Origin of the sequence: Bacteroides sp. AR20, assembly GCF_964250605.1 — a bacterium.
Lineage (GTDB): Bacteria > Bacteroidota > Bacteroidia > Bacteroidales > Bacteroidaceae > Bacteroides > Bacteroides uniformis.
Map to the genome: position 1 here is coordinate 59,855 of NZ_CAXUGK010000021.1, position 23,357 is coordinate 83,211.

24 protein-coding genes are annotated in these 23,357 nt (G+C 45.3%); 9 read left to right on the forward strand and 15 right to left on the reverse strand.

The window, feature by feature from the left end:
- Positions 1–16 precede the first annotated feature (16 nt).
- From ACESTD_RS12045 to ACESTD_RS12090, 10 genes are all read right to left on the reverse strand, one after another.
- The gene (locus ACESTD_RS12045) at positions 17–1,561 is read right to left on the reverse strand and encodes an alpha-N-arabinofuranosidase (RefSeq protein ID WP_373158898.1); all 1,545 of its coding nucleotides are present in this window, start codon (positions 1,559–1,561) and stop codon (positions 17–19) included.
- Between the two features lie 23 nt (positions 1,562–1,584).
- Positions 1,585–3,183 (reverse strand): xylulokinase, encoded by a 1,599-nt coding sequence (locus ACESTD_RS12050; protein WP_373158897.1) that lies wholly within the window; start codon positions 3,181–3,183, stop codon positions 1,585–1,587.
- A gap of 124 nt (positions 3,184–3,307) precedes the next feature.
- Complete coding sequence (gene araA, locus ACESTD_RS12055; RefSeq protein ID WP_005826587.1) at positions 3,308–4,816, reverse strand: L-arabinose isomerase; 1,509 nt, start codon at positions 4,814–4,816, stop codon at positions 3,308–3,310.
- A gap of 38 nt (positions 4,817–4,854) precedes the next feature.
- On the reverse strand, positions 4,855–5,541 hold the full coding sequence (locus ACESTD_RS12060; protein WP_195288595.1) for an L-ribulose-5-phosphate 4-epimerase: 687 nt from the start codon (positions 5,539–5,541) through the stop codon (positions 4,855–4,857).
- 42 nt (positions 5,542–5,583) lie between these two features.
- Positions 5,584–6,261 carry an NUDIX domain-containing protein gene (locus ACESTD_RS12065; protein ID WP_195288596.1) on the reverse strand — a complete coding sequence of 226 codons (678 nt, stop codon included), beginning with the start codon at positions 6,259–6,261 and terminating at the stop codon, positions 5,584–5,586.
- Between the two features lie 59 nt (positions 6,262–6,320).
- Entirely contained in the window at positions 6,321–8,015 is a 1,695-nt protein-coding gene (locus tag ACESTD_RS12070) for a sodium:solute symporter (RefSeq protein ID WP_005826581.1), read from the reverse strand.
- Between the two features lie 27 nt (positions 8,016–8,042).
- Positions 8,043–9,182: an aldose epimerase family protein gene (locus ACESTD_RS12075; RefSeq protein WP_373158896.1), complete on the reverse strand. Its 1,140-nt coding sequence runs from the start codon at positions 9,180–9,182 to the stop codon at positions 8,043–8,045.
- Between the two features lie 266 nt (positions 9,183–9,448).
- The gene (galK, locus tag ACESTD_RS12080) at positions 9,449–10,603 is read right to left on the reverse strand and encodes a galactokinase (RefSeq protein WP_005826576.1); all 1,155 of its coding nucleotides are present in this window, start codon (positions 10,601–10,603) and stop codon (positions 9,449–9,451) included.
- A 49-nt stretch (positions 10,604–10,652) separates the two neighbouring features.
- On the reverse strand, positions 10,653–11,963 hold the full coding sequence (locus tag ACESTD_RS12085) for a sugar MFS transporter (RefSeq protein WP_005826573.1): 1,311 nt from the start codon (positions 11,961–11,963) through the stop codon (positions 10,653–10,655).
- Positions 11,964–12,005: 42 nt separating this feature from the next.
- The gene (locus ACESTD_RS12090; RefSeq protein WP_034528954.1) at positions 12,006–13,103 is read right to left on the reverse strand and encodes an aldose epimerase family protein; all 1,098 of its coding nucleotides are present in this window, start codon (positions 13,101–13,103) and stop codon (positions 12,006–12,008) included.
- 198 nt (positions 13,104–13,301) lie between these two features.
- Between ACESTD_RS12090 and ACESTD_RS12095 the strand changes: the two genes are divergently transcribed.
- On the forward strand, positions 13,302–14,273 hold the full coding sequence (locus tag ACESTD_RS12095; protein WP_005836045.1) for a type I phosphomannose isomerase catalytic subunit: 972 nt from the start codon (positions 13,302–13,304) through the stop codon (positions 14,271–14,273).
- A 74-nt stretch (positions 14,274–14,347) separates the two neighbouring features.
- On the opposite strand, the gene ACESTD_RS12100 is transcribed toward ACESTD_RS12095, so the two are convergent.
- From ACESTD_RS12100 to ACESTD_RS12115, 4 genes are all read right to left on the reverse strand, one after another.
- Entirely contained in the window at positions 14,348–14,608 is a 261-nt protein-coding gene (locus ACESTD_RS12100) for a hypothetical protein (protein ID WP_005826570.1), read from the reverse strand.
- 12 nt (positions 14,609–14,620) lie between these two features.
- A complete protein-coding gene (locus ACESTD_RS12105; RefSeq protein ID WP_005826569.1) occupies positions 14,621–14,974 on the reverse strand; it encodes a phage holin family protein in 354 nt (117 codons plus the stop codon).
- A gap of 19 nt (positions 14,975–14,993) precedes the next feature.
- On the reverse strand, positions 14,994–15,203 hold the full coding sequence (locus tag ACESTD_RS12110; protein ID WP_005826568.1) for a YtxH domain-containing protein: 210 nt from the start codon (positions 15,201–15,203) through the stop codon (positions 14,994–14,996).
- A 93-nt stretch (positions 15,204–15,296) separates the two neighbouring features.
- Positions 15,297–16,574 carry a DEAD/DEAH box helicase gene (locus ACESTD_RS12115; RefSeq protein WP_373158895.1) on the reverse strand — a complete coding sequence of 426 codons (1,278 nt, stop codon included), beginning with the start codon at positions 16,572–16,574 and terminating at the stop codon, positions 15,297–15,299.
- A 174-nt stretch (positions 16,575–16,748) separates the two neighbouring features.
- Here ACESTD_RS12115 and ACESTD_RS12120 point away from each other — a divergent pair, with 174 nt between their 5' ends.
- From ACESTD_RS12120 to ACESTD_RS12145, 6 genes are all read left to right on the forward strand, one after another.
- Positions 16,749–17,153 (forward strand): lipocalin-like domain-containing protein, encoded by a 405-nt coding sequence (locus tag ACESTD_RS12120; RefSeq protein ID WP_022402107.1) that lies wholly within the window; start codon positions 16,749–16,751, stop codon positions 17,151–17,153.
- A 48-nt stretch (positions 17,154–17,201) separates the two neighbouring features.
- Entirely contained in the window at positions 17,202–17,702 is a 501-nt protein-coding gene (locus tag ACESTD_RS12125) for an SPOR domain-containing protein (protein ID WP_005826564.1), read from the forward strand.
- 701 nt (positions 17,703–18,403) lie between these two features.
- Positions 18,404–18,736, forward strand: coding sequence for a helix-turn-helix domain-containing protein (locus tag ACESTD_RS12130; RefSeq protein ID WP_008766486.1), 333 nt, complete (start codon positions 18,404–18,406; stop codon positions 18,734–18,736).
- Positions 18,737–18,739: 3 nt separating this feature from the next.
- On the forward strand, positions 18,740–19,114 hold the full coding sequence (locus ACESTD_RS12135; protein ID WP_008766487.1) for a hypothetical protein: 375 nt from the start codon (positions 18,740–18,742) through the stop codon (positions 19,112–19,114).
- 206 nt (positions 19,115–19,320) lie between these two features.
- On the forward strand, positions 19,321–20,166 hold the full coding sequence (locus tag ACESTD_RS12140; protein ID WP_225700322.1) for a DNA cytosine methyltransferase: 846 nt from the start codon (positions 19,321–19,323) through the stop codon (positions 20,164–20,166).
- A gap of 5 nt (positions 20,167–20,171) precedes the next feature.
- Positions 20,172–20,948, forward strand: coding sequence for a phage antirepressor KilAC domain-containing protein (locus ACESTD_RS12145; protein WP_074910879.1), 777 nt, complete (start codon positions 20,172–20,174; stop codon positions 20,946–20,948).
- A 92-nt stretch (positions 20,949–21,040) separates the two neighbouring features.
- On the opposite strand, the gene ACESTD_RS12150 is transcribed toward ACESTD_RS12145, so the two are convergent.
- A complete protein-coding gene (locus ACESTD_RS12150; protein WP_074910876.1) occupies positions 21,041–21,370 on the reverse strand; it encodes a hypothetical protein in 330 nt (109 codons plus the stop codon).
- A 467-nt stretch (positions 21,371–21,837) separates the two neighbouring features.
- Here ACESTD_RS12150 and ACESTD_RS12155 point away from each other — a divergent pair, with 467 nt between their 5' ends.
- Both ACESTD_RS12155 and ACESTD_RS12160 read left to right on the forward strand, forming a co-directional pair.
- The gene (locus ACESTD_RS12155) at positions 21,838–22,770 is read left to right on the forward strand and encodes an IS1595 family transposase (RefSeq protein WP_042987123.1); all 933 of its coding nucleotides are present in this window, start codon (positions 21,838–21,840) and stop codon (positions 22,768–22,770) included.
- Position 22,771: 1 nt separating this feature from the next.
- The gene (locus tag ACESTD_RS12160) at positions 22,772–23,152 is read left to right on the forward strand and encodes a hypothetical protein (protein ID WP_005801101.1); all 381 of its coding nucleotides are present in this window, start codon (positions 22,772–22,774) and stop codon (positions 23,150–23,152) included.
- The last annotated feature ends 205 nt before the right edge of the window (positions 23,153–23,357 follow it).

Here is a 23,357-nt window from a genome sequence, read left to right on the forward strand (position 1 = left end):
GCGGTGCACGGTAGTTTTACTGTAACTCAATAGTAACGATTGATTTGGCCGGAAGTTTAATCTTGAGAATATCTTTATTGATTTTTACCTCTTTGAACGGAACGGGTTTCACATTGTCGGGATTTTCAAATGAATTGTAGTCCGTCAGATTGGTGGAAGTCAATATTTCACCAACTGCTTTCTTGGCTTTCGTTCCAGACAGATTGATGGTCACTTCCTGTGCATTGTCTGCATCTACGTTGGACATGGAAATGTGTATCTTGCCGTTTGGGTCTTTGGAGGCGGTAGCGCTGACCATTGGTATTCTGCGGTTGTCGCGTACATCCATCATGTCGCAGTTCAGCTCAAGAGGAATGTAGGTGGCATCCTGGTGTACATTGTACATTTTGAATACATAATAAGTGGGGGTGAGTACCATGTTTTTTCCGCTGGTCAGAATCATGGATTGCAATACATTGACGATTTGGGCAATGTTTGCCATTTTCAGACGGTCGGTATATTTATGGAAGATGTCGAAGCTGAGGGAAGCGACAAAAGCATCACGCAATGTATTCTGTTGGTACAGATGTCCGGGATTGGTACCCGGTTCAGTGTCCCACCAGGTTCCCCATTCGTCAAGCATAAGAGCCACGTTCTTTTGAGGGTCGTATTCATCCATAATGGTGCAATGCTTCTTGATGACATCTTCTATTTCGCGGCATTTGCCCAGTGTCCAGTAATAATCGTCTTTACTGAATCGGGTGGCGGCGCCTTTACTGCCGTTCCATCCGCTGACGGTATAGTAGTGCAAGGAAAGACCGTGCATACGGCCGCCTACGCGGTCCATCAGCACTTTGGTCCAGTTATAGTCGTAGTCGCTGGCACCGCTGGCTATCTTGAAAAGGCTATTGCCGTCATAGTTGCGGCAGTAGGTGGAATAGCGGCGGTAGAGGTCGGCATAATATTCGGGACGCATGCTTCCACCGCAACCCCAGCTTTCGTTACCCACACCGAGGTATTTCACTTTCCAGGCTTTGTCGCGACCGTTCTGGCGGCGCAGGCGTGCCATGGGGGAGTCTCCTTCGGAGGTCATGTATTCCACCCATTTGGCAAGTTCTTCTACGGTACCACTGCCTACGTTTCCGCTGATATAGGGTTCACAACCCAGCATTTCGCAGAGATTGAGGAACTCATGGGTTCCGAAACTGTTGTCTTCGATAGTGCCTCCCCAGTTGTTGTTCACCATTTTGGGGCGGTTTTCTTTAGGGCCGATACCGTCCATCCAGTGGTATTCATCGGCAAAACAGCCGCCCGGCCAGCGGAGGACGGGTACACGGAGCTCCTTCAGTGCATTGAATACGTCGGTGCGATAACCGTTGATGTTGGGAATATCGGAGTTTTCACCTACCCAAAGTCCGCCATAGATACAAGTTCCCAAATGCTCTGCAAATTGGCCGTAGATTTCTTTGGGAATGATTTGCCCGCTCTGGTCTGTGTGTAAAGTGATAGTGGCACTTTTCTGTGCGAAGAGTGACAACGAGGTGGAGAGAAATATGCTACTGATAAATAACTTTGTGTTCATAGTTTTTTAGTGTTATTAAATACTTAGTTCTTGAATCTTACTGCTGCTTCTTCGATGGGCAAACCAGCTTTATAGCTTTCGATGTAGGTGTTGAATCCGCTTACATCTTCGGCTGTCGGTGAGATTTCAATACCGGCATTTCCGGTGAATACATGCTTGTCCAGGAAGTCGGCAAGGGATTGGTCGTTTCCGTTGTTTGCAAGGTAGGAAGCGAGGAGGGCAATACCCCAGGCACCACCTTCGCCGGCTGTTTCCATAACGGAAATGGGTGAATTGATGGCAGCTGCCAGTATTCTCTGGCCTACTCCTTTGGTTTTGAAGAGTCCTCCGTGACCGGTGATTCTGTCTACTCTGATTTTCTCTTCATTGAAAAGGATGTCGTTGCCGATTTTGAGAACTCCCACTGAAGCATACAAATGGGTGCGCATGAAGTTGGCAAGGTTGAACTTGTCGTTTGCCGAACGTACAAACAGTGGACGTCCGTCTGCCAGTCCCGTTATAGGTTCGCCTGATATGTAGTTGTATGAGATGAGGCCTCCGCAGTCTGCATTGCCTGTCAGGGCGTGGTTATAGAGCTTTCCGTAGATTTCGTCCATATCTACGGGGATACCCATCAGTTCCTGGTATTCTTTGAAAATATTGATCCAGGCATTGAGGTCGGAAGTGCAGTTGTTGCAATGCACCATAGCTACGAGGCTTCCGTCGGGGGTGGTTACCATGTCAATCATTTCGTAGGGCTTGGACAATTCTTTCTCCAATACAATCATTGAGAAAGAGGAGGTGCCTGCCGATACGTTTCCAGTGCGCTGCTTTACGGCGTTGGTGGCAACCATGCCGGTTCCAGCGTCACCTTCGGGCGGACAGACGGGAATTCCTGCTTTCAGATGTCCCGATACGTCGAGGCGACTGGCTCCTTCGGGAGTAAGGAAGCCTGCGTTTTCACCAGCCGACAATACCTTCGGCAGAATATCCCGAAGTTTCCAGTCGTATCCTTTCGGAGCAATAAGTTTGTCGAACTTATCCACCATTTCAGAAGAATAGTTTTTGGTGATGGGATCGATGGGGAGCATACCGGAGGCATCTCCTATGCCCAGTACCTTTTGGCCGGTTATTTGCCAGTGGACAAAACCTGCAAGGGTGGTCAGGTAATTGATGGATGGAACGTGCCCTTCATTATCCAGGATGGCTTGGTAGAGGTGGGAGATGCTCCAACGCAGAGGGATGTTGTAGACAAATAGTTCGGATAGGGCTGCGGCAGCCTGGCCGGTATTAGTATTTCTCCAGGTACGGAAGGGTACAAGGATTTCTTCTTTTTCATTGAATGCCATATAGCCGTGCATCATGGCACTGACACCGATGGCTGCCAGGGTTTCTATCTCTGTATCGTAGAGGCTCTTTACATTGGTACGAAGGTCTGCGTAGCAATCCTGCAACCCATACCAGACAGCCTCGACGCTATATGTCCACAGTCCGTCGACTAACTGATTCTCCCAAGTATGGCTTCCCTGGGCGATGGGTTTGTTTTCCTGGTCAATCAAAACCGCCTTGATTCGTGTGGAACCGAGTTCTATACCAAGGATGGCCTTACCTGCCTCAATGGTTGATTTTGCATCTAATTTCATGGTATTAATGATAAATTACGGATTTATAGTACGATTATAAACTACGGATTACTGATTGCAAACTACTAGTTACGTTTGTGGTACGTGTAATTAGTAGTCCGCAATCGGTAATCTGTAATGATTATCAGCAAAGTGCCTTGTTCAGCATATAGTAGACTTCATTCATACGCAATTCTTTTTTGAACTCGCTAATGGTGGTATTTTCATCGATAACCACCATTTCGATGCCGGCCATTTCGGCAAAGTCTTCCCAATATTCCACCGTCAAGTCGTAGGAGAAGCTGGTATGATGTGTACCTCCGGCCAGAATCCAGGCTGCAGCGCCCACCTCGAGGTTGGGCATTGGAATCCACAGTGCACTGGCAACGGGCAACTTGGGCAGAGGCTTGCTCTTGATGCATTCTACTTTGTTCACAATGAGGCGGAAGCGGTTGCCCAGGTCTACGATGGTAGCGGCTACACCTTCACCTTGCTTGCTGGTAAATACCAGGCGGGCTGTTTCGCTGTCGATACCGATGCTCAGACGGTGCACTTCCAGTTTCGGCTTCTGTTCGGCAATCAGTGGACAGACTTCCAACATATGTGCTTGCAGGATGGCGCTCTTTTCTCCGTCGAAGTTCAGCGTATAGTCTTCAAGGAAGGAGCACCCCTTCGGCATACCTTGACTCATCACCCAAGTGGTACGGTACAGTGCTGCAGTTTTCCAGTCGCCTTCGGCACCGAAGCCGTAACCTTCTGCCATCAGTCGCTGTGAGGCCAGTCCGGGGATTTGGTCAAAGTCGCCCAAATCGTTGAAGTTGGTGGTGAAGCCTTTGGCACCCGTGTCTTTCAGCACGCGGCGAATGGCGATTTCGGCCTTGGCGGAGTTCCATACTTTGGTGTAGGCTTCCGTACGTGCGTCTTCCAGTTCGGGAGCGTGGTCGTAGAGCTTGAAGTATTCTGCTACGAGTGCCTTCACGTCCTCGTCGCTGACAGCATTGTAGTATGTCATCACATCATTGATGGGATAGTAGTCCACATGATAGCCCAATACCTGTTCGGCGCTGACCTTGTCACCGTCTGTCACAGCCACGTTGTTCATCTGGTCGCCGAAGCGGATGATGAGCATATCCTGCGCATCAGCCCATGCGGCAGCTACGCGCATCCATGCGGCAATCTGGTTTTGGGCTTTTTCGTCCTGCCAGTGGCCTACTACCACTTTGCGGTTCTTTCGCATACGTGTCACAATGTGTCCAAATTCGCGGTCGCCGTGAGCCGATTGGTTCAGGTTCATAAAATCCATGTCCATCGTCTCCCAGGGAATTTCCTTGTTGAACTGTGTATGGAAGTGTAGTAATGGCTTCTTCAGTTCCTGCAAACCGTGAATCCACATTTTGGCAGGAGAGAAGGTGTGCATCCAGGTGATGACCCCGATACACTTTTCGTCGTTGTTGGCGGCCTTGAAGGCAGCAGTTACTTCTTTGGATGAATTGACCGTACCTTTATATACTACCTTTACGGGCAGTTTCCCGGAATCATTCAGACCTTTCACCATTTCATTGCTATGTGCGTCTACCGCGATAACTGCGTCACCTCCGTACAAGAGCTGTGCTCCGGTTACGAACCATACTTCATATTGTTCAAATGCGTTCATACAATTTATTTTTATAGTTTATATTTAAAGAATGATAGTTATTTCTGTCCATAATAAGCGTTAGGACCGTGCTTGCGGCTGAAATGCTTTTCTATCAGTAACGGATTCATGGTCAGATTGGGGTTCACGGCATAGGCTATACTTGCCATTTTTGCCACCTGCTCCATCACTACGGCATTATGTACCGCTTCGTGTGCGTCTTTTCCCCACGAGAAAGGACCGTGGTTCTTTACCAATACTCCGGGAGTATGTACCGGGTTCAGTCCCTCAAAGCGTTTTACGATGACATTTCCCGTTTCCAGTTCATACGCTCCTTCCACTTCCTCCTTCGTCATGTCTGCTGTACAGGGTATGGCGTCGTGGAAATAATCGGCATGTGTTGTCCCTATATTCGGTATGTCACATCCGGCTTGTGCCCAAGCTGTGGCGTAAGTAGAGTGCGTGTGCACCACACCGCCGATTTCGGGGAATGCCTTGTAGAGAACCAGATGGGTCGGCGTGTCTGAAGAGGGCTTTAACCGTCCTTCCACGACCTTGCCGTCAAGATTCACTACCACCATATCCTCTGCTTTCATTTCATCGTAACTCACCCCACTGGGCTTGATGACCACCAGGCCAGATTCGCGGTCAATGCCCGATACATTGCCCCATGTGAAGATAACCAATCCGTGCTTCACCAGTTCAAGGTTAGCATGGAATACTTTGTCTTTCAGTGCTTCCTGCATATTATTTAAATTACTAATTACAAGTTGTTGAATATTAGGTTCTCAGAGCTTAAATTTCGGAGCTTTGCGGTATGCCTTCTCATTAAACTGATATAAAGCAGCTCCACGTTTGGACCCCGTTTTGTCTATTTTGTCAGTTTTTTCTATATAGTCCATTTCTGCTATGCGTTTTCGGAAGTTCCGTTTGTCAATGCTCTCGCCGTATATAGCTTCGTATAAGCTTTGCAGTTGTGACAGCGTGAACAGTTTAGGTAGTAGATTAAAGCCGATTGGTTCGGTGGACGCTTTTTGTTGCATCAACTTCCGAGCTTTCTCCACCATTTGCGGATGATCAAAGATTAGCGCTGGCAGTTCATTGATATTTACCCAGAAAGCATTGTGTTGCTGTACGGATTCTTTGTCGTATTCGTTGATGTTGATGAGCGCATAGTAAGCAATGGAGACTACGCGTTCTCCTGGGTCACGATCTATGGCTCCGAAAGCTTGGACTTGTTCCATATATACATCTTCCAGTCCGGTTAGTTCATTCAGGACTCGTTTGGCTGCATCATCCACGCTTTCGTCTTCCTGCACGAATCCACCCATCAGCGACCATTCGCCCATTGCCGGTTCGAAGTTACGCTTCAGCAACAGCAGGTTCAATTCTCCTTCATTGAAACCGAAAATAATGCAGTCGATACCTACATAAAGTTTCGGATTTGAACTATAGTAATTACTCATATCTTAATTTTTGTTTAAGGGGTATGCTGCATGGATATATATCATAGCAACATACCGATTTACCAGAAATACCAATAAAAAGCAGCAGTAATACCCAGGATGATAAGGGTATGAATGATATCCCATTTATTCCAACTCGCACGTGTAGCTGCTTTTTGTTCAGGAGTTGAAGTTCCGAATACCAGCCCTTGAATCTTTTCAGCGCTTGGGGCAGCTGTAAACATGCTGACTGCGATAACCACTACGATGCAGAACAAGAACATCCATCCGCAGAAAAACAGCCAGTTCATATCATAGAACAGATACTTGAAGGTACTGCTTGACACATCTCCTACATTGCTGTAATATACTTTTGCCCCCAGACGGGTTAAACCGATAATCATTCCGGCAATCAGTCCCCACATACCGCCTTGTGCAGAGGTGCGTTTCCAGCAGATCCCCAAGAGGAAGGCTGCGGCAATGCCTGGTGCTAATACAGATTGTACATCTTGTAAGTAGGTGTAAAGTACATCGCCTACACTGCGCATAATGGGAATCCAGAGTATACCCAATATCACAATCGCAACAGTTGCCATCTGTCCAATTCCTACCAACTTTTTCTCAGAAGTGTTCGGCTTGAAACGTTTGTAGAAGTCAATGGTGAAAAGCATAGCAGATGAGTTGAACAAAGATGCGAGAGAACTCATCAATGCTGCAAGAATACCGCAAACAACCAAACCTTTGACTCCTGCAGGAAGCAATTTTGCTACTAGAGTTGGGAAAGCAGCATCTGCATTGGCATTTCCGTTTGCCAGCATAGGTAGAAAACCTTCTCCCCCGGTTCCGAGATATTTTTGGTGTAATGCGAAAGCAATCATGCCTGGGATAAGGAATAAGAATACGGGCAATAATTTCAGGTAAGCTCCGAAGATGGTACCGCGCCGTGCTTCCTTTTCATTCTTTCCGGAAAGTACGCGTTGCACGATGAACTGGTCTGTACACCAATACCAGAATCCGATAATGGCTGAACCAATCAGTGCACCCAACCAAGGGAAGTTAGGGTCGTTATTACTGCGTATAAGTTCTGTCATTGTGTTGCCATAATCGTTCACTGTGACTGCACCGCAGATTCTCATCATCTCATCCCAGCCTCCCAATTCTTTGAAGCCGAGTACAAGGATTATCAGTGAACCTAACAGCAAGATGGGGGTCTGCAGGATGGAGGTATAAAGTACCGACTTCATTCCTCCGAAGATTGTGTAGAGCGCAGTCAGTATAACCAGACCGATGGCGGCAATCCAAAAGAAGTCGATTCCCCAAAGTTCTTTTATACCGAATACTTGTTGGAATACCAATCCTCCTGCATAAACCGTCACGGCAACTTTTGTCAGTACATAGCTGATTAAAGATATTACAGACAATATTGTACGTGATTGTGGATTATAGCGGCGTTCTAGGAATTCAGGCATTGTGAATACCATACTTCGCGAATAGAACGGTACGAATACCCAACCTAAGATAAGGATCATCCAGCCTTGTATTTCCCAATGTGCCATCGCCATACCGCTGGAAGCACCGGCACCGGCTAATCCGATTAAGTGTTCCGAACCGATGTTGGATGCAAAGATAGATGCACCGATAGCGAGCCATGTGGCATCACGACCACCTAAAAAATAGTCTGCTGAGTCATTCTGTTTCTGTTTGACAACCCAGACAATAATTCCAATTAAAGCCAGGAAAAAGATTCCAATGACTAACCAATCTAATGTTTCCACGATAATAAATGATTTATAAGGTTACTGTTATTTTTCTACGGAAAATTTGAAGATACATTCACTGTTGTAAATTTGTCCGGGTTCCAGTACGACAGAAGGCCATTGGGCTTTGTTGGGGCTATCCGGATAATGTTGTGTCTCGAGGCATACGGAAGCGCGCTGGTTGTAAGTAATGCCTTTTTTACCTTTTACGGTGCCGTCCAGGAAATTCCCGGTATATACTTGTATGCCTGGCTCATTGGTATAAACTTCCAGGGTGATGCCGCTTATAGGCGATGTCAGTTTGGCTGCCACTTGGGATAGGTCACCTTTAGTATTCAGTACCCAATTATGGTCATATCCGTTTCCGTTCTTTATTTGTTCAAAGTCCGTCCGGTTGATGTCTTGTGCCACACTCTTGGGAGTGGTAAAGTCCATTGGTGTTTCTTTGACGGAGATGATGTCACCCGTTGTCATGAAAGTACTGTCTACCGGAGTATAGTTGTCTGCATTGATGTATAAGATGTGGTCTGTTGCTGCCTTTGAAGGATCACCTGATAAATTGAAATAAGAATGGTTAGTCATATTGATAACCGTCTTTTGGTCTGTTGTTGCACTGTATTTTATATCAATGGCATTGTCATCCGTTAACTTGAAAAGTACTTTTGCCGTAACATTACCTGGGAAATTCTCGTCTCCATCCGGTGAAATGCGGGTGAGCTCCAGAGTTGTGCTGTCAATGGGATTGGCACTGTATACTTGGTATTGCCATCCTTTGGGGCCACCGTGCAGGCAATGTCCGAAATTGTTCTGTGGTAACTGTATAGTATCTCCGTCAAGAACGATTTTCCCTTGGTTAATCCGGTTGGCGTAGCGTCCGATAGAAGCACCAAAGTCACTTGGAATGTTGATGTAATCGGCAATGCTGTCAAAGCCCAATACTACATCCTGCATAACTCCATTTTTGTCGGGTACCATAATGGATACAATACGTCCCCCAAAGTTTGTGATGCATACTTCCATGCCCGCTTTATTCTTCAGCGTATAAAGCTGTGTCTGGGCGTCATTGACTGTTGTTTGGAATTTTACTGGATCAAGACCGGACAGCGTAAGCGTTGTTTCTGTCTTTTGATTGCACGCAGTTAGCATCATTGCGGCAATTCCTGCAAGTAGAACATGTCTTTTCATGGTTTTGTATTTAATGTAAATGAGATGATTATCTTTCTTTGGGTGTAAAAGTAACACTTTTCTTTAGTGTAGGCTGTACACTTTTATATGTTATGCAACATAAGTGTCAAGAAACATATCTGTGCCAACTGGCTGTACAGATAGATGTGTTCGGAATAAACTTCTCGGATGATTTTGTTTTTAGAGTGGAAAACGGTGGAATAGGGGAGAAGAAAAAGGCGCTTCCCATTACTGGGAAACGCCTTTTATTTGAATGCTGATGTCTATTATTCTAATCTGCGGGCACCGTCGCTGATGACTACATCATATACTTTTGGGCTTCTGCCGAACTTCTTCTTGAATTCATCTTTTGCTTTTTCGATGAATGTACTGTACAATTCATCCTTTACCAGATTGATTGTACATCCACCGAATCCACCGCCCATGACACGTGAACCGGTAACTCCACAATCGAATGCAAGGTCATTCAGAAAATCGAGTTCTTCGCAGCTTACTTCATACAACTTACTCATGCCATGATGTGTTTCATACATCTTTTGGCCTACAGTTTCATAATCGCCTTTTTCCAGGGCGTCGCAAACGTCGAGTACGCGTTGAATCTCTTCGATGACATATTCTGCACGCATATAGTCTTCTGCGCTGATGTCGGCTTTGGCTTCTTCCAGCATGCCCATGGTAACGTCACGCAGGAATTCTACGTGTGGATGCTTCTTCTGAACAGCGGCAACAGCAGCTTCGCAGCTTTGACGACGTTTGTTGTATGCTGAAGATGCAAGTTCGTGTTTCACTACAGAATCTACAAGAACCAGACGATAGCCTTGCGGGTCGAATGGGAAATACTGATATTCCAGTGAACGGCAATCCAGGCGGATGAGGCTTCCTTTCTTTCCGAATACAGAAGCAAATTGGTCCATGATACCACAGTTTACGCCACAATAGTTGTGTTCCGTAGATTGTCCCACTTTTGCCAATTCAAATTTGTCTATCTTGTTGTCACCGAACAAGTCGTTCAAAGCATAGGCATAGGTACTTTCCAAAGCTGCTGACGAGGACATTCCTGCACCCAGAGGCACATCGCCTGCAAAAGCGGTATTGAAACCTTTTACATCTACACCGCGTTTCATCATTTCCCGGCACACGCCAAAGATATATCTTGCCCAGCTTGCGCGGGGTGCATCTTCTTCATTCAAGCCAAATTCCACATAATCTTTCAGGTCGATGGAATAAGCTTTTACTGTGTTTGTGCCGTTGGGCTTTATTTCTGCAATCATTCCCTTATCGATTGCTCCGGGGAATACAAAACCACCGTTATAGTCTGTATGCTCACCGATAAGGTTGATGCGACCCGGAGAAGCATAAACAGCTCCCGTTGTTCCGTCAAAGTGCTTGATGAAACGGCTTCTTACGTATTCTATATCCATGATATTTATATTTTATAAGGTGAATAAATAAATTACCTATATTTTCTTGTTAATCGACCTTGATGTCCTTATTGACATTTTTGCAGCCTACCAAACCGTAGAACAACAGATAGCCAAGGGCTGCGATGATAACCCAGTAACTCGGCATGAAACCTGCAATGTCGGCCACCAAACCTTGGATAACGGGCAAGATGCCGCCGCCGCATACCAATACCATGAACAGACCGGAAGCCGCTGCCAGATATTTACCCAATCCTTCTACGGCCAAATTAAAGATACCACCCCACATGATGGAAGTACACAGACCTACCAGTACCAGATACATTGCATTGATGGGTACTTCTGCAAATCCGAAAGAGAGACCTCCCGTAGCACTTTGTTGGAGTACCGGCAGATTGACAAGCGAACCGGTAGATGAGAAGATGGCAAGGAATACCAAAAGTAAGCCTAATGCGGAAGTAAAGGTAAGCATTGCCTTACTGGAGATTTTTGCACCCAATGAAGCGCCGGCCAGACGTCCAATCAGCATGAGGAACCAATATGTACCTACAACAAAACCGGAAATGGTGGAAGAAATGCCTGCTCCTCCCTTTTCAATCGGATCGGTCAAGAACAAGTTCAGAGTACCCGGTACACCAACTTCGACACCTACATATACAAAGATCGCTATAGCTCCCAAAATGAAGTGGCGGAATTTTAAAGCGCCTGACATCAACTTACCGATAGGTTCTGTTGAAGTTGCAGCATTGGGTTCCGGTATGGGCACAATCAAAAGAACGAAGAACGCGATGGCAAATACAGCCATTGCTGTGTACATTACAGGGAATATCTGAGAGATAGTAGCTTTTTCAATGGAACCGGCAATCAGGATACCTACGAACATCGGAGTAATGGTGGCCATTACGGAGTTGAAAGAACCACCCACTTGGATAAGCTGGTTTCCTTTGTTACCTTCGCCGCCGAGCTTGTTCAGCATCGGGTTGACTACCGTATTAAGCAAACACATGGAGAAACCGGCGATGAAAGCGCCAATCAAATATACGGCAAAAGCCATATCAGGGCTTGAATGACCGGATAAATATTGGATACCTACACCGATAAAGCCTACAGCTACTGCTATCAATGCCGTTTTTTTATACCCTACCCGTTGTAGTAAGATGCCGCTTGGTATTCCCATCACTGCATATGCAATAAAGTTACCAAAGTTACCCAACATCCCTAAAGCGTTGGATACTGAAAACTGATTTTTCAGTACGATTCCCATAGGGGCAGCAAGGTTGGTAACAAATGAAATCATACCAAAAAGGAAGATCATCGTGATAATTGCGATGAGTTTACCATTCTGTTTTTGTTGTGTCATGGTTTTGTAAAATTAATAAGTTTATAAATTGGATTAGTTATTTCATTCTTGTACACCAAACTTGTAGATTGTCACTTGCTGGTACTCATCACCCGGTAGCAATACTGCCGACGGAAAATGGGACTTGTTGGGCGTATCGGGAAAACACTGGGCCTCAAAGCAGACTGCACTTCTTGCAGGGAAAGTGGCTCCATGGGCACCTTCAAAGCCCCCGAGCCAGTTTCCTGTGTAGAGCTGGACGCCATTTTCAGTGGTATATACTTCCATCGTTCGCCCGCTGTTGGGCTCTATGCAGGTGGCTGCAAGGCTCAGCTCTCCACTTTCAGTCTTGTTCAGTACATAGCAATGGTCATATCCTGCGCCATTCACAATTTGTGTATGTTTCTCATCAATTCGTTCACCAAGAGTATGGGGAGTACGGAAATCCATAGGAGTACCTTCTACCTTCAATATCTCTCCGGTAGGAATGGATACTTCATCGATGGGTACATAAAAATCTGCGTTGATGGTAACGATATTGTTTAAGACTGTAGGGGAGGGATTGGCTATACCGGCAAGATTGAAGAAACCGTGATTGGTCAGATTGACGATGGTGGCTTTATCGGTAGTAGCCCGGTATTCGATGACCAGAGCATTGGTCTCATCCTCCAGGCGATAAGTCATTTCTACTTCGAGATTTCCGGGGAAGCCCTCTTCGCCGTCAGCGGATGTGTAGTTGAAGATGACTGTTGATGGCTCTGGCTGGACAGCATCCCATACACGGGTATGAAAACCAGTCGGACCACCATGCAGTGAGTTGGGACCATTGTTGATTGCCAATTGGTGCTCTTCGCCGTATAAAGTAAACTTTCCTTTAGCTATCCGGTTACCGTAGCGTCCGATGGTAGTGTTTAGAAAAGGTTCCGGGCTGTTGATTACATGTTCAATACTGTCGTGTCCTAATACAACATTGGCATATTTGCCATTTTTGTCGGGTACCATGATGGAAAGTATTGCACAGCCGTAATTAGTAACTGCAACTTCCATTCCCTGGGCATTCTTCAGGATAAACAAATCTGTCTTTTTGTTATTTATATCCTTTTGAAAGTCTTTTTGGTTCAAACCGGACAAATTACTTTCTGTTGGAGTAGTGTTTATCATATCCATGGTATTAATTAAATTTCTTGCAAATAAAAAGAAATTCTTTTGTTCCCCCAAGTAATTGGAAGGAAATGTGGAGAACATTTTAGGAAAGTTTAGCGTTTAACAAATGGAATACAAATTGATATTTTTTGTATGTTTGCCCCCGGAATCTAAAAAAATCACATCATTAACAGAAAGTTCTAATAAAAACAACGAATGTATCCTCTAAAATTTGAGCCTATTCTGAAGCAGACGCTTTGGGGAGGCGACAAGATTATTCCATTCAAACATTTGAATGATACCCTTGCCAATGTAGGCGAGAGTTGGGAAGTGTCGGCAGTAGAAGGCAGTGAGTCTATAGTGGCCAATGGTGCAGACAAAGGATTGACGCTGCCGGATATGGTCAGAAAATATAAGGAAGACCTGGTAGGAGAAGCCAACTATGCACGTTTCGGAAATAAGTTTCCTTTATTGATAAAGTTTATTGATGCCAAGTTGGACTTGTCGATTCAGGTACACCCGGGTGACGAGTTGGCTAAGAAACGTCATAACAGTTTTGGTAAAAATGAAATGTGGTATGTTATTGCTGCTGACCAGGGTGCCAAGCTGATTTCCGGTTTTGCAGAGCAGATTACTCCGAAAGAATATAAGGAACGAGTGTATAATGGTACGTTTGCGGATGTTCTGCAGACTTGCGCCATTAAACCGGGCGATGTGTTTTATGTGCCTGCAGGTCGGGTACATGGAATCGGTGCGGGAGCTTTTGTAGCAGAAATACAGCAAACGTCGGATATCACTTACCGTATTTTTGATTACAATCGTAAGGATAAGGATGGTAAATCAAGAGAACTGCATACAAGCCAGGCCATTGATGCCATTAATTTTGCAGATGTGCAGGACGATTTTCGTACGGAGTACGAGCAGGTGCAGAATGAACCGGTAGAAATGGTGGCAAGCCCGTATTTCACGACTTCCATCTATGACATGACGGAAGAAATCACTTGTGACTATTCTGAACTGGATTCTTTTGTTATCTTTATTTGTGTGGAGGGTTCTTGCCGTATTATTGATAATGAGAAGAATGAAGTTTCCGTACAAGCGGGCGAAACAATCCTGCTGCCAGCTGCAACCCAAGAAGTGACGATTGTGCCTGAAGGAGCAGTGAAGTTGCTTGAGACGTACGTATAAAAGTGCTCAGACTATATCGGATAAAAAAGAGGGGATGACTGTTATGGCCATCCCCTCTTTTTTTATCCGATATTCTATCTCTTTCTTCCAAATATTTTTCTGAATTTCTTCATTACCTTTACCCCCAATACTATACCGTCAAAAACAGCCATACCCGTGTTGAATGCTCTCATCATGGCATTTGCCTTGTTGGTAGCTGGTTCCAGCGGAGCAAAAATTTCTTGTGTAAGCCCAGTCATGATTTCTTTCTGGAGTCGTATTTCTTGTAGCAGCATGGCTTTTTTCTGGGCGATGCTTTCTAAAGTGACGGGAGTCGTATTGGTCGTATTATCCATGAATATTTCGAATTAATTGTCTAAGAATAATTCTGCGATAAGTTTTACTGTCGGATCAATAATGAGCTTTTTGCGGAATAGGACAAGCAGAACGATGAGTAGGATATGGAAGCACGTGATAAGTGCAAAACTCATCATTAGCCCGCCTACCAGCGGAGCTAAAATATAGACCAGCGTAAACGACAGATGAAACAGAACCACTACGCCGAGTATGACGACCAATAGCACCAATAAAAGCGTAGAAAGCAGTTTGGACAGTTTTTCGGTGACTTCCAGTTTGGTATATTCTTTTTGCAGCTCCAGGTATTTCTTGAATTCAATGAAGAGCTGCTGCATATTTTCTATACTTTTGTCGTCTGCAAACATAGTGGTTCTGTTTTTTACCTTATTCCGTTACTTCACCTTTGATTTCCGCAGCAATTTCATCTACCAAGTCTTCCATTTCGCTTCGGTTCAGACGAATCCCTTTCTTACGGAGAATTTCTGCGATTTTGTTACGGGTGTCTTCTCCTTTTTCAGGAGCAAATAAGATACCGAGGGCTGCACCTACTGCGGCGCCACCCAGGAAAGCTGCTAAAACATTTAATCCTTTCATAATGATATTCCTTTCTTTTTTGAGGTTCGTACGACAAAACTAACAAATTTTTTTGAAACTTTGTTCGGAATATCAGTTTTTTTATGATTGTCTTTATCTTCCAACTCCTTTTGGGGTGTTGTTTTGCGAGGTTTGCTTTTTTCTTCTCCAAAAGTCTCCATTCGTACGGCTCCCGCGATAGATTTTGTTTTCCTTGGTTTTGGCCTTAATTTCTTCAGTCTTGATTTTCTGGGCTTTTAAACCATCGGCGGTGACAAATGGGTGTTCTTTTATTACTGGGATACTTTTCCCTATCAATTTTTGGATATCTTTCAGGTAAGGCAGTTCTTCCGATTCGCAAAAGGAGAGGGCAATACCGTCGTGGCCGGCACGTCCGGTTCGTCCGATACGGTGCACGTATGTTTCCGGAATGTTGGGCAACTCATAGTTGATGACGTGTGATAGTTGGTCCACGTCGATACCTCGTGCTGCAATATCGGTTGCTATCAGTACACGCAGTTCATGGTTCTTAAAGCCGGTCAGTGCTCGCTGTCGGGCATTCTGCGACTTGTTTCCATGTATGGCTTCGGCTCTCATTCCGGACTTACTAAGGGTACGTGCAAGTTTGTCTGCTCCATATTTAGTTCTGGTGAAGATAAGTACGGACTTGATAGCCGGATTCTTCAGCAGATGAATCAGTAAGTCTTTTTTCTCTTTTTTCTCAACGAAATAGACTGATTGGGAGATTGTGTCAACCGTAGACGATGCAGGGGTGACTTCCACTTTCTCGGGGTGCGTCAGCATGGAGTTTGCCAAGGTCTCTATTTCTGGAGGCATTGTGGCCGAAAAGAAGAGAGTCTGCCGTTTTGCGGGCAATAGCTTTAATATGCGTCGGATATCATGTATGAATCCCATGTCCAGCATCCGGTCTGCTTCGTCCAATACGAAGAATTCGAGTGCTTTTAGGTTAATGAAACCTTGGTTGACCAGGTCTTGCAGTCGTCCGGGAGTTGCAACCAGTATTTGTACTCCACGTTTCAGTTCATCTGTCTGTGGCTTTTGTCCTACACCGCCGAAGATGACGGCATGTCTCAGTCCGGTATACTTACCGTATGCACTGAAGGATTCTCCTATCTGTATGGCCAACTCGCGGGTCGGCGTCAGAATGAGTGCTTTGATACTTTTGCGGTTATCCGTTTTATACAACTTTTGCAAGATAGGGATGGAAAATGCGGCGGTTTTGCCTGTTCCGGTTTGAGCACATCCTAATAAGTCTTTTCCTTGAAGTAATATAGGGATCGATTTTTCCTGGATTGGGGTAGGGGTGGAATACCCCTCTTCTTGAAGAGCCTTCAATATAGGTTCTATCAAATTCAAATTTTCAAATGTCATGTAATCAATTAAGTGAGCCTCATGCCCTGTTTATATTTGGCAAATATACGTCAAGTCTTCCGGGAAATCTCTTTTTATGGAGGGGTTTAATTATATTTAACTAAGGATGCTGAGGTATAATCGCATGTTATGGTGTACTTTTGTTCCATATTTAGATAGTGGCATGGAAAAATGATGAAATTGCATTTAAAATATCTTTGGATTGTATTGGTGGCTTGTATTTTGACCGCTTGCATGAATGGTGGGGGTGACTTGGCCGGTAAGTGGCAGTTGCGTCAGTATCAATATGCCGACGGTACATCAGAGAAGGTGGACAGTGTATTCTATAATTTTCAAAAAGGAAGTTTTTCTGCCATATGTTTGTTGAAAGATGGAGGGGTGACTACGTTTTTTGGAAATTATTCTTTGAAAGGTGCTGAAATTTCCATTATTTTGTTGCCTGAAAGTGTTAACGATAAAAATTATGATACTTATTTCGGGTGGCCGGAAGGAAAATGTACCTTTAAAGTAGAAGATTTGTCCTACTCTTCATTGCGTTTGGAATATGAGGGCACGAAATCTATTTTTCGAAAATTTTGAGATAAAGAATAAGAATAGACGATTTTACTAATAAAAACAATAGAAAAGATGAAAAAATTAGCCGTATTGGGAATGGGAGTATGCATAGCTCTGGCATTCTCTTCTTGTAAATCAAGTGAAAGTGCTTATAAGAAAGCATATGAAAAGGCAAAACAGCAGGAATTGGCTGAGCCGCAAACAACTGCCCCTGCTGAAGAGGTGGCTCCAGTGGTTACCGCTCCAGTAGAAGTAAAGGTGGTGGAAAGTGCACCTGCCGGCATGCGTCAGGAAAAGGTGACTGTGGTATCAGGTGGTACCAGCTTGAAAACCTTTAGTGTAGTTTGCGGAGCTTATAGCGTGAAAGCTAATGCGGAAGGTGTGAAGCAGGCATTGGTGAATGAAGGCTATACTGCAATGGTGGTTTACAATGCAGAAAGAAACCTGTATCGTGTAGTTATCGGTACATTCGATGACAGAGCATCCGCCGAGAATCTGCGCGACTCTTTCAAAGCTAAACATCCTTCGAATGATGACTTCCAGAAGGCATGGTTGCTGTATAGCGTCAATTAATAGAATTCTTTTTGGTAATTCATAACAGAAAGGAATGTATGTTTCCTTTCAAGATGAGGCAGTAACTGCGAAGTTACTGCCTTTTTCATGATATGCCGAAAGAATGTGAAGGCTGGCGCTGTCGCGTGTTTGGTTTGGCAAAACAAAGTGTTTCCTTTAACAGAACAGTTTGTTTCATTAAAGAGAACACTTTGTTTCTCTTAACAGAACATCTCGTTCTATCGCATAAAAACAAAATGTTTTTTATATACTAAATCTAAGTGATTGATTTTATCTTTTTGAAAATCAAAAAGTAAGGGCTAAATTCAAAGGTAACAGGTAACACATTAGTAGCAAAAGTCTTGCTGCATATTGCGTTTCTCTGCATAATTTCAAATATCTCTATCACAAAGATAGTCAATATTTTCGAGTGCAACAAATCAATCGAAAACTTTTTATTAAGGGCCGACATTATTTGCTGGTCCTTTTTTTATTGGAAATTCGAAGGCATATCGATACTTTTTAAAATCTAAAGACAACTTCCAATCCTGCCGCGTTTTATTCGGGCAAACAAAAAAAATAAAAGAAATAGATATTGATAATAAGTGTATTACAGATAAAAAATAGGGCTGGCGGTATCCGTCAGCCCTATTTTTACATTTCCTTTTTCCCAAACTTTGCGGCAGAAAGAAGGATAAATGACGAACGAAAAAGAACAAAAGATGGAAGCAGGAAATGAAGACATCGAAATGCTGAAAGCATTAATCCAGAAGAGCTTCTCCGAGCAGCGGGATCTCATCACCCGGCTGGAAACGGCACTGGATGCCATGACCAGCTTTAATGGCAAACAGATGCTGGACAGCCGTGACATGCGCCTGCAGCTGAAAGTCTGTGACCGGACCCTCATCCGCTGGCGTAACTCGGGCAAGCTGCCTTATTTCAAGCTGAGCGGCAAGATATACTTCTGGGCTTCCGATGTATACCGGTTCCTCCGTGAGGAATACAGGGACGAAAATCCGGACATCAGAAATAACAAACCCGTAAAAAAATCATAGAAGATGGAAAATCAAAGTAAAGTCATCATGATCGAGCGCAACAAGTTTGCGTCTCTTGTCAAGGCGCATCGCAAATGCCTGCAGATGCTGAGTATCCTGGCCTATGCCTGCGCGACGAAGGAAGTGCAGTTGACCTTCACATTGGAAGAAATCTGCGAACTGCTGCAGATAAGCCGTGAGGAAGTGGAAAGACAAAGACAGAAAGGCTACATCCGTTTCGTCCACCGGAACGGTATGACAGTCTATGAAATCACCGACATCCTCCGGCTCAAGAACATGCTTGAGATGGGGGGCGTCTACCGGAAGATAGACGAGAAAGCCTTCATTCTGGAAGTGGCGGAGAAAGAAAAAAAAGAAACGGAACCTTCAATCAGATAATAAATATGAGACAGTTGGTACATGCCTCGCTGTTCAGCGGGTTTGGTGCGGCAGATCTTGCCGCCGAATGAATGGGATGGCGCAACGCCTTCCACTGTGAGATAGATGAGTTTTGTAACCGAATTTTAAATTACTGGTTCAGCCATGCAGAAAGTTATACGGATATTACAACTACGGATTTTCGGGGATGAAGGGGACGGATCGACATCCTCACAGGAGGTTTTCCATGCCAGCCCTTTTCCGTTGCCGGCCGGCGAAAGGGTGCGGAGGACAGCCGTTACCTCTGGCCTCACATGCTCCGTGCCATTCACGAGATCCGGCCCGGTTGGATTGTTGGTGAGAACGTTGGTGGCATCCTCCAGGTGGTACAGCCCGGCAAGGCGGCTCACGTGGGATGTCAGCCCTCTCTGTTCGGAGAGGATCAGCCTGTATACCGTAAGCGGGAGGAATACGTCGTCGAGACCATCTGCCGTGATCTTGAGCGTGAAGGATATACCGTCCAGCCGCTGCTTATTCCGGCTTGTGCCGTCGGTGCCCCGCACAGAAGGGACCGTGTCTGGTTTGTTGCCCACGCCGATAGCCTCGGACTTCAAGGTAAGGGGACCCGGAAGCCAACAGAAGGGCCTGCCGGAGAGCATCCGCGAGATGCTGCTGCCCACCCCGACAGCAACGGAGATACACCACTGGCAACGGGTGGAACGTTGGAAACGTCAGGGGCGCACCTCCATGCACGAGACGGAAGACGGGGAGAAGAATCCCAACGGCCTGACGGACTTCCTGGACTTCCACGGGCTGCTCCCGACCTTGGAGCACATTGGAAGGAAGGGGAAGAACCCGCGGCAGGGAGGCCTTCCCGATTTCTTTGCCCAAACTGGAAGGAGTTTCCAACTCAATCCCCTGTTTGTGGCCGAGATGATGGGGTTCCCCACGAGCTGGACGGTATTACCTTTTCTTCCTGGCGGCAGCAGTCCGTCAAGGGATACGGGAACGCCATCGTCCCCCAGGTAATCCATGAGATATTCAAAGCGATAGAATCAACCTATAAACAGTAAACGACATGCGCACGTTAGTCATAACAGAACATCCCGAGTTCGGCAAGGTCCGGACCGTGGAAGCCGGAGGTAGGGTCTGGTTTTGCGCCAGGGACGTGGCCTCGGCATTGGGATATGCCAATCCCAAGGATGCCGTCAACCGGCATTGCAGGCCGAAGGGGGTATGCGTCCACGACCTCCTGACGGCAGGCGGCCGGCAGAAAGTGAAGTTCATCGACGAGGGGAACCTGTACCGCCTGATGGCCTGTAGCCGCCTGCCCTCGGCCGAGAGGTTCGAAAGCTGGATCTTCGACGAGCTGGTCCCCCGCACGCTCAAGGAGGGCGGCTACCTGCTGGAAAAAGAGGGGGAAACGGACGCGGAACTGCTCTCGCGGACCCTGCAACTGGCGGAAGCCAAGCTGAGAGAGCGTGACCGGTACATATCCGGACTGGAAAAGGAAAACGCGCTGAACGCCCTTAAATTGAGCCTGCAGGCCCCGAAAGTACGTTATTTCGACGAGGTGCTCCACTCTCCAAGCACTTACACGGTCACGCAGATCGCCAAGGAGTTGGGCATGAGCGGCAGGGAGCTGAACCGGAGACTGAAGGCTCTCGGTATCCAGTTCCGCCTTGGCGGAACCTGGCTGCTTACCGCACGTTATCAGAAGGAAGGATACACACGGACCCATACGCACAGCTGGCAGAGCCGCTGCGGGGAAACCGGTACAGCCATGCATACGGTGTGGACCGAGAAAGGTCGTCTGTTCATCCACTGCCTCTTCAGCGGCCTGTCTCTCTTTTAACCTTTCGCCGCTGGCGGCAACAAAAAAAGGGCTGTTCCCCGTTATTTGGGAGAACAGCCCTTGAAATCTCCGTCCCGGACCTGGTTTATTTATCAAGGCATGTCTACCGAATGGCCCGCTCCCCTGATGGAGCTGTAGTCCCCCCGGATCACTTTCCGCATTGACTTCAGGATATACTTGCACGTGCCACGTATATCGGAAAAGCCGAAGCCCAGCCAGCCGTCACTGAAATACGCTTTTATACATTGGGTATTCCTGATATACCCCATATAATACATCTTGTCATCGCCGACCTCCCTTGCTTCCACCTGTACCTCGTAATATTCGCCTTCGTGCTCCACGCAGGCTTCCCACAGGCAGGTTTCCGTGTCTGCTTCCGGGTAAGACTCCCAACGTCTTACGCTATGCTCCACAATCCTCATATCCAGTTGTTTTTATTTCACAAAGTAAAGCGGCCATCCTGACCTTTCATAATGATATAACTCTCATTATCCATGACTTAACTTTATTTTTGGTACTGATATACATATCTACACTGGAAAATCATAGAAAGGCTGGAGTCGGGAAATCCTCGCACCAGTATTTTCTATTTATTTAACATTTTAATATCCATTCTCATAAAAAGAGCCAATACAAAATAAGTTGTCGGCTCTTTTGTTTTGTCATAGCATTCAAGAATTATGCAGATTGTTTTGTAACCATGACACATGTATAACGTGGATTGTACTATTTCACATCATTTAATCATAAATCGAGTTACCTCGTCTTTCACTTTTTCGTTATACGCACAGGAGGTTATCGGTTTTTATCAAGATTTTCTCCGTGAACTCATTGTTGAACAAATCAATCTTTGTAAATTGTAACATCATTAAAATTGGAGGACAGACTTATGAAAGACCCGTTCAAACTTAATGTTAAATCAATCATGGCTCTTTACGAACTATTCCCTACGGAAGAAGCCTGTATCAAACATCTTGAGGCCATTAATTGGCATGACAAACCTGTTTCACCATTTGACAAGACCTCCAGAGTTTATAAATTGAAAAGCGGCAAATATCGCTGTAAGAATACAGGTAAGAACTTTACCGTTCGCACAGGTACGATGTTTGAAAAGACAAAGATAAGTTTGCGTAAATGGTTTATCGCTATTTGGCTTGTTACCAATCACAAAATAGGTCTTTCTTCCTACCAACTCGCAAATGATATAGAAGTCACGCAAAAGACAGCATGGTATATGTTGCATAAAATACGTCATGCAATGCGTCTTGCTAATGAAAACATCTTGGAAGAGGCAGTAGAAATAGATGAAACGGTTGTCGGAGGTAAAAATGGGAATCGTCATAAGGATAAGAAAGTCCCTCACTCGCAAGGACGTTCACACAAGGATAAATTTCCAGTCGTGGGAATGATACAGCGAGAAAATCTAATGAATGCCCGAGCAACCCCTGATACGAAATCTGACACTCTGTCCGCATTCATTAAGGAATACATACATCCGGATGCAATCATTTATACGGATGAGTACAATGCTTACGACCCAATAGGGTTCAGTTATACTCGTTTCTATGTCGACCACAGCAAGAAGTTATATAGTTATGACCACATAACGACAAACAGAATAGAGGGTGCTTGGACGCATTTCAAACGTATGGTTAAAGGTACATACAGAACTCTGCTTAAAAAGTATTTGCAGAAATACGTTGACGAGTTCGTGTATAGGTATAATCTGAGGGACATCAGCAATTCCGACAGATTTAACTGTTTCCTTTGTTGCGCTGACACACGTTATACATACAAGCAAATCAGAAAATCAGCGGCTTAAGATGAAAAGAAGAAAAGAACCTACGGAGTTCAGACTTGGAACAATCATTGTTCCCTATATTGAAATGTTCGATGAAGCAGTAGCCATAAGGACGGATGGGGTACGGCTTATCATTGATACCTATTTTAACGACCTGTCTATTGATGACATTCCCCAGCAATATGTGTTCACTTGGAACTGGCTCGGTAAAGGTTACAAGTTTACCGTCATAAATCACCTCTATAAATCGTCTAAAGCGAAAACTAAACGAGGCTTTAAGAAGTTACTCGCAGAGGCATTGCCATTGCTTATAGACCCTAAAAACGGACTAATAAAAAAGCCGGAACTTAGTCCGGCTGATTTAAATAGGTTTAATACTGTGCTGAAGACTTGTTCAAAGTGATTTTGTACTTTAAACGGAAAATCGTATATTTGCAAAAGAGGCAGCAGGATACATTATTTCTGTTCACCTGCTGCCAATTGTACCATAAAAGGAGGCTGGCTGTGAAGTTTGCCTCCTTTATTATAACGGGTAGTGTAAAATAAACTGTGTCACGCATTATTTATCTCTAGAAAACTCATCGGTCGGGGAACGGCCCGCGCCAAGG

Bases quoted from the DNA above. Each gene is read 5' to 3' on its own strand.
- ACESTD_RS12045 (WP_373158898.1), bottom strand. From the start codon at position 1,561: ATGAACACAAAGTTATTTATCAGTAGCATATTTCTCTCCACCTCGTTG.
- ACESTD_RS12050 (WP_373158897.1), bottom strand. From the start codon at position 3,183: ATGAAATTAGATGCAAAATCAACCATTGAGGCAGGTAAGGCCATCCTT.
- araA (WP_005826587.1), bottom strand. From the start codon at position 4,816: ATGAACGCATTTGAACAATATGAAGTATGGTTCGTAACCGGAGCACAG.
- ACESTD_RS12060 (WP_195288595.1), bottom strand. From the start codon at position 5,541: ATGCAGGAAGCACTGAAAGACAAAGTATTCCATGCTAACCTTGAACTG.
- ACESTD_RS12065 (WP_195288596.1), bottom strand. From the start codon at position 6,261: ATGAGTAATTACTATAGTTCAAATCCGAAACTTTATGTAGGTATCGAC.
- ACESTD_RS12075 (WP_373158896.1), bottom strand. From the start codon at position 9,182: ATGAAAAGACATGTTCTACTTGCAGGAATTGCCGCAATGATGCTAACT.
- galK (WP_005826576.1), bottom strand. From the start codon at position 10,603: ATGGATATAGAATACGTAAGAAGCCGTTTCATCAAGCACTTTGACGGA.
- ACESTD_RS12085 (WP_005826573.1), bottom strand. From the start codon at position 11,963: ATGACACAACAAAAACAGAATGGTAAACTCATCGCAATTATCACGATG.
- ACESTD_RS12090 (WP_034528954.1), bottom strand. From the start codon at position 13,103: ATGATAAACACTACTCCAACAGAAAGTAATTTGTCCGGTTTGAACCAA.
- ACESTD_RS12095 (WP_005836045.1), top strand. From the start codon at position 13,302: ATGTATCCTCTAAAATTTGAGCCTATTCTGAAGCAGACGCTTTGGGGA.
- ACESTD_RS12100 (WP_005826570.1), bottom strand. From the start codon at position 14,608: ATGGATAATACGACCAATACGACTCCCGTCACTTTAGAAAGCATCGCC.
- ACESTD_RS12105 (WP_005826569.1), bottom strand. From the start codon at position 14,974: ATGTTTGCAGACGACAAAAGTATAGAAAATATGCAGCAGCTCTTCATT.
- ACESTD_RS12110 (WP_005826568.1), bottom strand. From the start codon at position 15,203: ATGAAAGGATTAAATGTTTTAGCAGCTTTCCTGGGTGGCGCCGCAGTA.
- ACESTD_RS12115 (WP_373158895.1), bottom strand. From the start codon at position 16,574: ATGACATTTGAAAATTTGAATTTGATAGAACCTATATTGAAGGCTCTT.
- ACESTD_RS12120 (WP_022402107.1), top strand. From the start codon at position 16,749: ATGAAATTGCATTTAAAATATCTTTGGATTGTATTGGTGGCTTGTATT.
- ACESTD_RS12125 (WP_005826564.1), top strand. From the start codon at position 17,202: ATGAAAAAATTAGCCGTATTGGGAATGGGAGTATGCATAGCTCTGGCA.
- ACESTD_RS12130 (WP_008766486.1), top strand. From the start codon at position 18,404: ATGGAAGCAGGAAATGAAGACATCGAAATGCTGAAAGCATTAATCCAG.
- ACESTD_RS12135 (WP_008766487.1), top strand. From the start codon at position 18,740: ATGGAAAATCAAAGTAAAGTCATCATGATCGAGCGCAACAAGTTTGCG.
- ACESTD_RS12145 (WP_074910879.1), top strand. From the start codon at position 20,172: ATGCGCACGTTAGTCATAACAGAACATCCCGAGTTCGGCAAGGTCCGG.
- ACESTD_RS12150 (WP_074910876.1), bottom strand. From the start codon at position 21,370: ATGAGGATTGTGGAGCATAGCGTAAGACGTTGGGAGTCTTACCCGGAA.
- ACESTD_RS12155 (WP_042987123.1), top strand. From the start codon at position 21,838: ATGAAAGACCCGTTCAAACTTAATGTTAAATCAATCATGGCTCTTTAC.
- ACESTD_RS12160 (WP_005801101.1), top strand. From the start codon at position 22,772: ATGAAAAGAAGAAAAGAACCTACGGAGTTCAGACTTGGAACAATCATT.